Consider the following 8,860-nt stretch of genomic DNA (forward strand, 5'->3'; position numbering starts at 1 on the left):
CCCCGCCACAAATTGTGATAGACGTAAACGGCGTGGGCTATGAAGTGGACGTGTCCATGCATACCTTTTACGCCCTGCCTGCTTTGGGCGAAATGGTGCAGCTTTACACCCAATTAATTGTGCGTGAAGACGCGCATTTATTGTTTGGTTTTGCTCAAGCGGAGGAACGCGCCACGTTTCGCCAATTGCTCAAAGTGAGCGGCATAGGCGCGAAAACGGCTTTGGGGATTTTGTCGGCACTCTCGCCCGATGAATTGGCGGCGGCGGTGGCGGCGGAAGACGTGAAAAAACTCTCGTCCGCGCCCAGCGTGGGCAAAAAAACGGCGGAACGCATGATTTTAGAATTGCGTGGCAAACTGGTTTCAGGCAGCCTGAACGCGGATTTGCTTACGCCAACGGTGGATAAATCGGACGATATCGTCAGCACCCTATTGGCTTTGGGCTACAACGAGAAAGAATGCCGTGCGGCGGTCAAAGGTTTGCCCAGCGATTTGGACGTGGGCGATGGCGTAAAATGGGCATTGAAGAATTTAATGCGCTGATTTAAAATGACGACTTTTTGGGGCAATATATGAATTCTCAAGAAGCAAAAAACGATTTGGAGCGTTTGGTTTTGCAAAGTTTTATTACGCGTTTGGTGGATTTAGGCGCGAATGAATTGAATATTGGCAAAGCACTTGAGCCATTGGATTTTGACGATGTCCGCGCGTGTTATGCTTTGAGCGATGATGATTTGAAAAATCGCTTTTTAGGTTTGTTTTAATTGGCAATTTTTAATCAAAGGGCGAATGGATTTCGTCCTTTTTTGTTTTTCAGGCTGCCTTTCAGTACACGACAATTTTCCCAATCACGAAAATGTAGGGTGCGCCGTGCGCACCAAATTTTCTGAAATATTTAAATAATTCAATTATTTGGGTACGTACGGCGCACCCTACGATTATTTTTTGAAAGGCTGCCTGAAAAATGTAGAGTGTGCCGTGAATTATCCCCAAACTTATCCCCAAAAAATGTGCATAAGTCTGTGGATAAGTGAGTTAGTTAATTGAATTAACAGCATAATTTTCATTGCTTAAAAATTAGGCAAATAGGAGATTTTATCAACAATCATATTGCAAAAATAAGCAAAAACAATCTTTCAGGCTGCCTGAATACTTTATTATCCCCCCTATTTTATTTTTTAGGATACATACCATGAAACAACGCACATTAGCCAAAACCATTACCGCCACAGGTGTGGGTTTGCATTCGGGTGAACGCGTGTCGCTCACGATTAATCCTGCGCCTGTGCATTATGGCATTGCGTTTCGCCGCACCGATTTGGCTGGCGCACAAGGCGAAGTGATTAAACTGCACCCCAATTTGATTAACGACACGCGTTTGTCGTCCACCATTGTTACCGAACACGGCACGCGGGTGGGGACGATTGAACACATTATGTCGGCGTTGGCGGCGTATGGTGTGGACAACGCGCTCATTGAACTAAACGCGCCCGAAATCCCCATTATGGACGGCAGCAGCCTACCCTTTATTTTTTTGCTGCAAGACGCGGGGATTATTGAACAAAACGCGCCGAAAAAATTTATCCGCATATTGAAAACGGTGGAAGTGCAAGAAGCGGGCAAATGGGTGAAATTTGAACCGTATGACGGTTTTAAAGTCGCGCTGACCATTGAATTTGACCACCCTGTGTTTAATCAAAGCCCGCCGCGTTTTGAAATTGATTTTGCAGGACAAAGTTATATTGAAGAAATTGCCCGTGCGCGCACCTTTGGTTTTATGCAGGAAGTGGAATTTATGCGTAAAAACGGTTTGGGTTTGGGCGGCAATTTGAGCAATGCGATTGTGATTGATGAAACCGATGTGTTGAATCCCGATGGTTTGCGCTATCCCGATGAATTTGTGCGCCACAAAATTTTGGACGCGATTGGCGATTTGTATATTGTCGGACACCCGATTATTGGCGCGTTTGAAGGCTATAAATCGGGACACGCGATTAATAATGCTTTGTTGCGGGCGATTTTGGCGGACGAATCCAGTTTTGAATGGGTGGAATTTGGCGAAAATGAAGACACGCCCAATGCGTTTTTTGGTGTGGAAACTTTGTAAACGCCATAATTTAAGGCAGCCTGAAAACTTTTCAGGCTGCCTTTTTCAGGACAGTATATAATTTTTTTCAATAAAATTAACGTGATAATTCACGCGAAATCGCCTGAACATTCAATTCACGGTCGCGGATAATCGCATTTAATTTTTGAATATGGGCATTGTTGCCGCGTTTTCGGGCGATGTTCAATTGCGTTTGTGCTGATTTGAGTGCGGCTTTTTCACGCGCGATTTCTTCTTCCAAAACCTGTTTGCGTGTCAGCACGGGTTTGGGCTGCAAAGTCGGTTGCGGCAAACTCACCACAGGGGCGGTGGGTGGCGTAACCGTTTTGGTGGCGGATTTGGTTTTGCCTGATTTGCTGTTGGTTTTATCGGCTTTGTCTAATTTATCTTTGGGTAAGGCGATGATTTTGCCATTTTTGTCTTTGGTGCTGTTGAGCAGGGTGTCTATGCGTTCTTTTTCCGCTTTGATGGCGGCGGCGGGCGGTGGGTTTTTCTTCACGGTTTTTGTATTGGCTTGTTTGGGCAGATTTTTTTCGGGGTTGGGTTTATTTTTCGTGATGGGCAATACTTTGATGTCATTGGACATATTTTGTTGCTGCTCGGCTTTTTCAATTTCGTCCCACAAAATGCGTACTTCGCTGTTCAAACGCTCTTCGGTGGCGGCAATATCTTCTGTTTCCACAACGGTTTCGTTGTCATGGCTGGTTTCGCTGCTGGCGATGCGTGGTGCGATGTCGGTGTTGGCTGGGTCGGCGTGGCTGGAATATTCAAGCGGCACGCCCCATTGAATTTTCTTTGGCGTGTCGGCGTGGGCGGGAATCAGCGTGCTTAAGACGCTCCAAAAAGTGGCGAATAAAAGGGCTAAACGTGTTTTCATGGTTAATTTATCTATTAAAATATCAAAAAGAGCGTTTTGTTTTGGAAACCATTATTATTGGATTATCTGCTTTTCAGGCTGCCTTTCATTACCCTACAAAAATAAAACATTGCCCACAATCATTGAGATACCGCCATCTGCCCTCTCTCCTTTGGGAGAGGGCTGGGGAGGGATAAATCGTTGAGCATCGCCAGTTTTCCCCTCTCCCTAACCCTCTCTCCCAAAGGAGAGGGAATAGATGAGTAGTAAGCAAAAAATTGTAGGGTAATGAAAGGCTGCCTGAAAGCCGCAAAACGCTATAAAATTCGGAAAATTGCTTGCCAATCAAATTGACAAGTCAAACAAAAAGCGATTGTAAACACAACCGCTCCGAAAAACAAAACCGCAAAATGCAAACCAATGTAAAGACACCATGAACCGCTATTTTCTCCACCAATATTTTGCCCAAGAAACCGCCTCGCGCTTAGCCATACTGCGCCACACCCCCCAACACATCACCCTAATCGGCGCAGACGGCGACATCAGTCGCGCCCTGCTTGCCCAACCATTCCCACAAGCCCAATTCACCGAATACGACCCGCGCTCCGATTGGCTCGCCCACGCCGCTACCCAACGCCAACCCACAGGTTTGCTCAACAAATTATTTCACAAAACCATTCCCCAAATCTGCCAACCCTTTGATTTCAGGCTGCCTGAAGCCCAAGCCGATTTATTATGGGCAAATTTAGCCCTGCTGCACACCGCCGAAATTGTCCCTATTTTGGAAAACTGGGCGGCGGCACTCAAAACCGATGGCTTACTGTTTTTCAGCCATTTGGGGGGCAACACGCTGCCTGAAATTCGCCGCCTGCTTGCCGCGCACGGCATAGCTTGCGCCGCGCCCACGCTGGTGGACATGCACGATTTGGGCGATATGCTCTTCCATCATGGCTTTTACGACCCCGTAACCGACACCGCCGAACTCGTTCTCACCTACCAAAACCCCGATACATTCTGGCAAGACATGGACAACACAGGCGTATGGGCAGCACTTCGCGTGAGCGATGACACCGCCGCCCGCGCCATCGTCCAAGACGCATGGCAAACAGGCGAACTCACACAAATCACTTTGGAAACCGTATTTGCCCACGCCATCAAAAAAATCAGGCTGCCTGAAAACGAAAGCGTGGTGCAATTTTATCCACGCAAACCAGCCGTTTAATCAAAATATAGGGCGCAACAAGTTGTCCCCTATATTTGGCATCGCCAAAGGCAGCCTGAAAGCCAATTTAATCCCCTATTTTAAAAGAAATTATTGAGAACCAATCTACATTTCCAAGTCAATAAATGAATAAAAAACCAGATTTTTCAAACAAATAAATGTGTGTCCAAAAATAGACAATATTAAAAAGGGAAAAATGTTTACAAAAATTTACAAACGTAAAGACAAAAAAATCCCCATTGGGATTTAGTGAATTGTTTTACTTTGATATTCTCATCAGAAAAAAAGGTGTTAGACAAAGAGACAATAAAACCGACTTTTGTGCAATCAAAACCAAACCCAATAGCACAAATTAAATAGAAAAAATGGATAATAAAGAACTACTTAAATAAAAAGTAAAATCTATTGCTATAGAAATCCTAATTAAAATAAAAACTTATAATGGATTGCAAAATGAATGGAATAACTTAAAAGTTCGTAAGGATATCATTTTGCCTGAAATGGGTCAAAAAAAATAATAAATTGATTGATTTAAATCAAATACTAAAAAGCTTTATATAAACTTATCGCATTATACACGTTTTGTGAAGCAAGATAATTTTTCTTTTAAAATAAGTGGTTTGAGAAAGGCTATATCTTTTCCATTCTGGCGCACTCCATTAAAATAAGCAATACGTTGGTTTGACTGACGTTGTTTGATTGATTGTTTATTTTGATTATGGAGGTTTGTATCATGTACAGATTGAGTGCATATTCGGCGCAGACGACATCGCCGCCACGCCGCCAAGTGATTGAGCCGCGAGAAGCGCAATTTCATGACCCGAATTTTAATCCACATATTTTCTTTGTGGAAAACAGTATTTTCCAGACTTATCATCTGCTCAAAGGCGATGTGAAACAGGTGCTGTGTTACCATCGTAAACCATGTAAACATCGCAAGAAAGTGTCGCGCCGCGAAATTATTCATACATCGTATGGGGTGGATTTTCGCAAAACGGTGCATGCACAGCACCGCAAACAGCAGCGCGGTATTAGCGATAAGAAAATTGAGTTTATGCTGACACACGGCAAAATGTATTATATTAATAGCAGTGTGCATGTTCGCATGACCGAAAGCGAGTGTGAGTATATGAAAACTGAGTTTCTGAAAAGAAAACACGATGAGTGGAAGCAAGTGAAATCACAGGAAAAGTTTAAATTAGATTGTTTAACTCAAAATGATTTGGAATATTTGAAATTATTAGATGAATTAGGGTCTAAAAACAAGGCATTTACTGTGGTTTTGACGGCGGACACGCAAACCATTTTGACGGTTTATTATAGCGATACGCGTTTGAAGCGTCCCTAATGATGGACTGTTTGGGTGGCAACACGCTGTTTTGCCATATGATTAACTTTTTTAGAAACCTTGTCAAAATGATGAACAAAACTCCCCCCTTTTTTGGACGAATGTTGCGGCATTCGTCTTTTTTTGTTTTCAGGCAGCCTGAAAAGCAAAAACCTGTTGATGGATTATCAACAGGTTTTTTTGGGAAAACTGAAAATTAGTTTTCTGCGCCTTCGTATGGGCGAACGCTTACGGTTTTGCGGTTCAATGCGCCTTTGGTAGAAAATTCTACATAGCCATCTACTTTTGCAAACAAGGTGTGGTCTTTGCCCATGCCCACGTTGTTACCAGCGTGGAATTTGGTGCCGCGTTGACGCACGATGATTGAACCTGCTGGAATCAATTCGTTACCAAAGGCTTTCACGCCCAAGCGTTTCGCTTCTGAATCGCGACCGTTGCGGGTGCTACCGCCAGCTTTTTTACTTGCCATGATTTATACTCCTGATTAGATTGGATTAGGCGATAGACAAAATTTCAATGCGTGTGAAATTTTGGCGATGACCTTGACGTTTTTGGTAGTGTTTGCGGCGGCGCATTTTGAAAATGCGTACTTTCTCGCCACGACCATGTGCCACCACTTTGGCAACTACTTTTGCACCTGCAACAGTAGGCGCGCCTACTTTTACATTTTCGCCGTCAGCAATCATCAGAACTTCAAGTTCGATTTGGCTGTCGAGTTCGGCAGGTATCTGTTCTACGTTTAATTTTTCGCCAACGGTAACTTTGTATTGTTTACCGCCAGTTTTTACGACCGCGTACATACTCAACTCCATGAGAATGGTTATTTACAAAAAAGCTCCGCCAAACGGCAAAGCTGGAAAACGCAGGATTATGGCAATATTGTTTTGTTTTGTCAAATTATTTTGCGGATAATGTTTCAGGCTGCCTGAAAACCGTTTACAATCATCTCATTCATCAAATCATTCAAATGAAACAAAAATCATGAATACAACACATCAATCTTTGAAACCGCTTTTGCTCACTTGGCTGTGGGATATTTTGTACACTTTGGACGGGCAGCGTAATTTTGTCCACGCGCACGGTTTGAGTTATATGGACATCGCCAAAGAAATCGGTGCGGACACTTGGTTTTTGGCGGAAATTAAGGAAGAAAAATTTGACCCCATCGCCGCCCGCAAACGCATTCAGCAAGAATACGAACATTGGCAACAAACCCACCATTTCGCCCAAATGTGGGCGCAAGCCGTGCCAACGATTTTGCGCGACAATGTGGCAGATTGGCAAAAAATGTTTTCGCTCAATGATGTGGAAGTGCAGATTTTTTTGTTTACCATTTTGCTGCACACGCAGCCTGAAATGAATCGTTATGCCGATTTGCTGGAAAGTTTGAATGAGCAAAAGGTGTATCATGTGTTGTCCGTATTGTTAAGGCTGCCTGAAAACGCGGTGGCAGAAGCATTGCACCCACGCGCCAAATTGCACAATATCGGCATTGTGAATATTGACCGCTCGGACGATTATTATTTGCGGCAAAAAGTGGAATTGCTCTCGCGCCGATTTGCGGAAACGATGATGAATGAGCGTTTGTCGCCAATTGAAATTTTGAAGCAACACATTCAACTTGCGCCACCCACCGCATTGGGCATACAGGATTTTAAACATTTGGGCGTGCTGGTTCAGGCTGCCCAAATGTATTTGCAACAGGTGTTTGAGCGGCAACAAAAGGGTTGCAATATTTTGATTCACGGTTTGGCGGGCACGGGGAAAACGGAATTTGCGCGGGTGCTGGCGCAATCGCTCAATATGGAATTGTTTGAAATCGCGTGGGCAGACGAAAACGATGAACCCGCCAATCGCCACGACCGCATGAACGCGCTGCGTATGGCGCAAAATATTTTGGCGGGGCAACGTACTTTGCTGATGTTTGATGAAGTGGAAGATTTGTTTGACCGCGAGCAACACGAGTTTTCATTAAACAAAGCATGGCTCAATCGTTTGCTGGAAAACAATGCTGTGCCAACCATTTGGGTGTGCAATCAGGTGGATTTGATAGATCCGTCTGCCGTGCGCCGTTTTGATATGGTTTTGGAAATGAGTATTCCGCCGATTGCCGCGCGCGCGAATATGATACGCGCCTACACCAGCGAATTTTATTCCGAGCAACAAATTCGCAGTTTGGCGGAACATGACGCGCTGGTGCCAGCCGTGTTGAAACAAGCCCACAAAATCACACAATACACCAGCGATTGGGACAAAGCGCAACGCGGCGAATTGTTCAAAACCTTGTTACGCAATACTTTACGCGCACAGGGCAACCATAAACCCTTGTCCAGCCAAACCAAATTGCCCGAAAGCTATAATGTGGACTGGATTAATTGCAAACAAGATTTACGCGCCATCGCGCAAGGCGTGGCAAAAGCAGGGCGCGGCACGCTGTGTTTTTATGGCGCGGCAGGGACGGGCAAATCCGCCTATGCCGCGTGGTTGGCGCAACAAGCCGACCGCCCCTTGATTTACAAACGCGCTTCGGATTTGCTGGACAAATATGTGGGTGAAACCGAACAACGCATAGCGGCGGCGTTTGCCGAAGCGCAGACGGAACAAGCGGTGTTGGTGTTTGACGAAGTGGACAGCTTTTTGCAAGACAGACGCGGTTCGCGCCAAAGCTGGGAAATCACGCAAGTGAATGAAATGCTGACGCAAATGGAAGCGTATGACGGAATTTTCATTGCCAGCACCAATTTGATGAGCAATTTAGACCAAGCGGCATTGCGCCGATTTGATTTTAAATTGGAATTTGGCTATTTGCGTGGCGAGCAGGCGTGGGCAATGTTTGTGTTTTATTGTGAACAATTTGCTTTGTGGCGCGAAGATACAGGCAGCCTGAAAACGGAATTATTGCGTTTGAAAAATGTGGCGGCGGGCGATTTTGCGGTGTTGGCGAAACAGGCGCGGATTACGCCATTTGAGAGCGCAGCCGCAATGTTGAATGCGTTGAAACTGGAATGCAACCTGAAAGATGGGGCGAAAAATGCAATGGGCTTTTTTTAAATAATGGGAAATGCAGCCTGAAAAGTTTTCAGGCTGCCTTATTTTAATTAACGTGAACTCGGGATAAGAAAAATTAAAAAATATCATGAAAATAAAATACTTGCGTAGGGTGCGCAGTGTGCACCGAAATGATTGAATCATTTAAATATTTCGGTAAATTTGGTGCGCACGGCGCACCCTACATTTTCAGGCAGCCTTTCAGTACACGACAAAAAAAGTACAATAAAAAAAGAAGTCCGCATCAATTCAGTGGTATCGTATTAATTTTCTCACGACT

The 8,860-nt window shown here is 44.6% G+C and carries 9 protein-coding genes; 6 read left to right on the top strand and 3 right to left on the bottom strand.

The window, feature by feature from the left end:
- The 3 genes from ruvA to lpxC all read left to right on the top strand — a co-directional run.
- On the top strand, positions 1–542 hold a 542-nt coding region (gene ruvA, locus Q338_RS10760), incomplete at its 5' end, for a Holliday junction branch migration protein RuvA (RefSeq protein WP_034295267.1).
- A gap of 29 nt (positions 543–571) precedes the next feature.
- Entirely contained in the window at positions 572–763 is a 192-nt protein-coding gene (locus Q338_RS10765; protein ID WP_034295269.1) for a hypothetical protein, read from the top strand.
- 428 nt (positions 764–1,191) lie between these two features.
- On the top strand, positions 1,192–2,106 hold the full coding sequence (gene lpxC, locus Q338_RS10770) for a UDP-3-O-acyl-N-acetylglucosamine deacetylase (RefSeq protein ID WP_034295271.1): 915 nt from the start codon (positions 1,192–1,194) through the stop codon (positions 2,104–2,106).
- Positions 2,107–2,182: 76 nt separating this feature from the next.
- Here the strand turns inward: lpxC and Q338_RS10775 are convergent, their stop codons facing one another.
- Complete coding sequence (locus Q338_RS10775; protein ID WP_034295273.1) at positions 2,183–2,983, bottom strand: hypothetical protein; 801 nt, start codon at positions 2,981–2,983, stop codon at positions 2,183–2,185.
- Between the two features lie 412 nt (positions 2,984–3,395).
- Between Q338_RS10775 and Q338_RS10780 the strand changes: the two genes are divergently transcribed.
- Complete coding sequence (locus Q338_RS10780; RefSeq protein WP_034295275.1) at positions 3,396–4,184, top strand: class I SAM-dependent methyltransferase; 789 nt, start codon at positions 3,396–3,398, stop codon at positions 4,182–4,184.
- Between the two features lie 733 nt (positions 4,185–4,917).
- Positions 4,918–5,532 (top strand): hypothetical protein, encoded by a 615-nt coding sequence (locus tag Q338_RS10785; protein WP_034295277.1) that lies wholly within the window; start codon positions 4,918–4,920, stop codon positions 5,530–5,532.
- A gap of 196 nt (positions 5,533–5,728) precedes the next feature.
- Here the strand turns inward: Q338_RS10785 and rpmA are convergent, their stop codons facing one another.
- Positions 5,729–6,001, bottom strand: a complete 273-nt coding sequence (rpmA, locus tag Q338_RS10795) for a 50S ribosomal protein L27 (RefSeq protein WP_003788168.1) — start codon at positions 5,999–6,001, stop codon at positions 5,729–5,731.
- 25 nt (positions 6,002–6,026) lie between these two features.
- Positions 6,027–6,332 carry a 50S ribosomal protein L21 gene (rplU, locus tag Q338_RS10800; protein WP_115723608.1) on the bottom strand — a complete coding sequence of 102 codons (306 nt, stop codon included), beginning with the start codon at positions 6,330–6,332 and terminating at the stop codon, positions 6,027–6,029.
- 181 nt (positions 6,333–6,513) lie between these two features.
- Between rplU and Q338_RS10805 the strand changes: the two genes are divergently transcribed.
- A complete protein-coding gene (locus Q338_RS10805) occupies positions 6,514–8,583 on the top strand; it encodes an AAA family ATPase (RefSeq protein ID WP_051968615.1) in 2,070 nt (689 codons plus the stop codon).
- The last annotated feature ends 277 nt before the right edge of the window (positions 8,584–8,860 follow it).

It is taken from the genome of Alysiella crassa DSM 2578, assembly GCF_000745955.1.
GTDB classification, from domain to species: Bacteria; Pseudomonadota; Gammaproteobacteria; order Burkholderiales; family Neisseriaceae; genus Simonsiella; species Simonsiella crassa.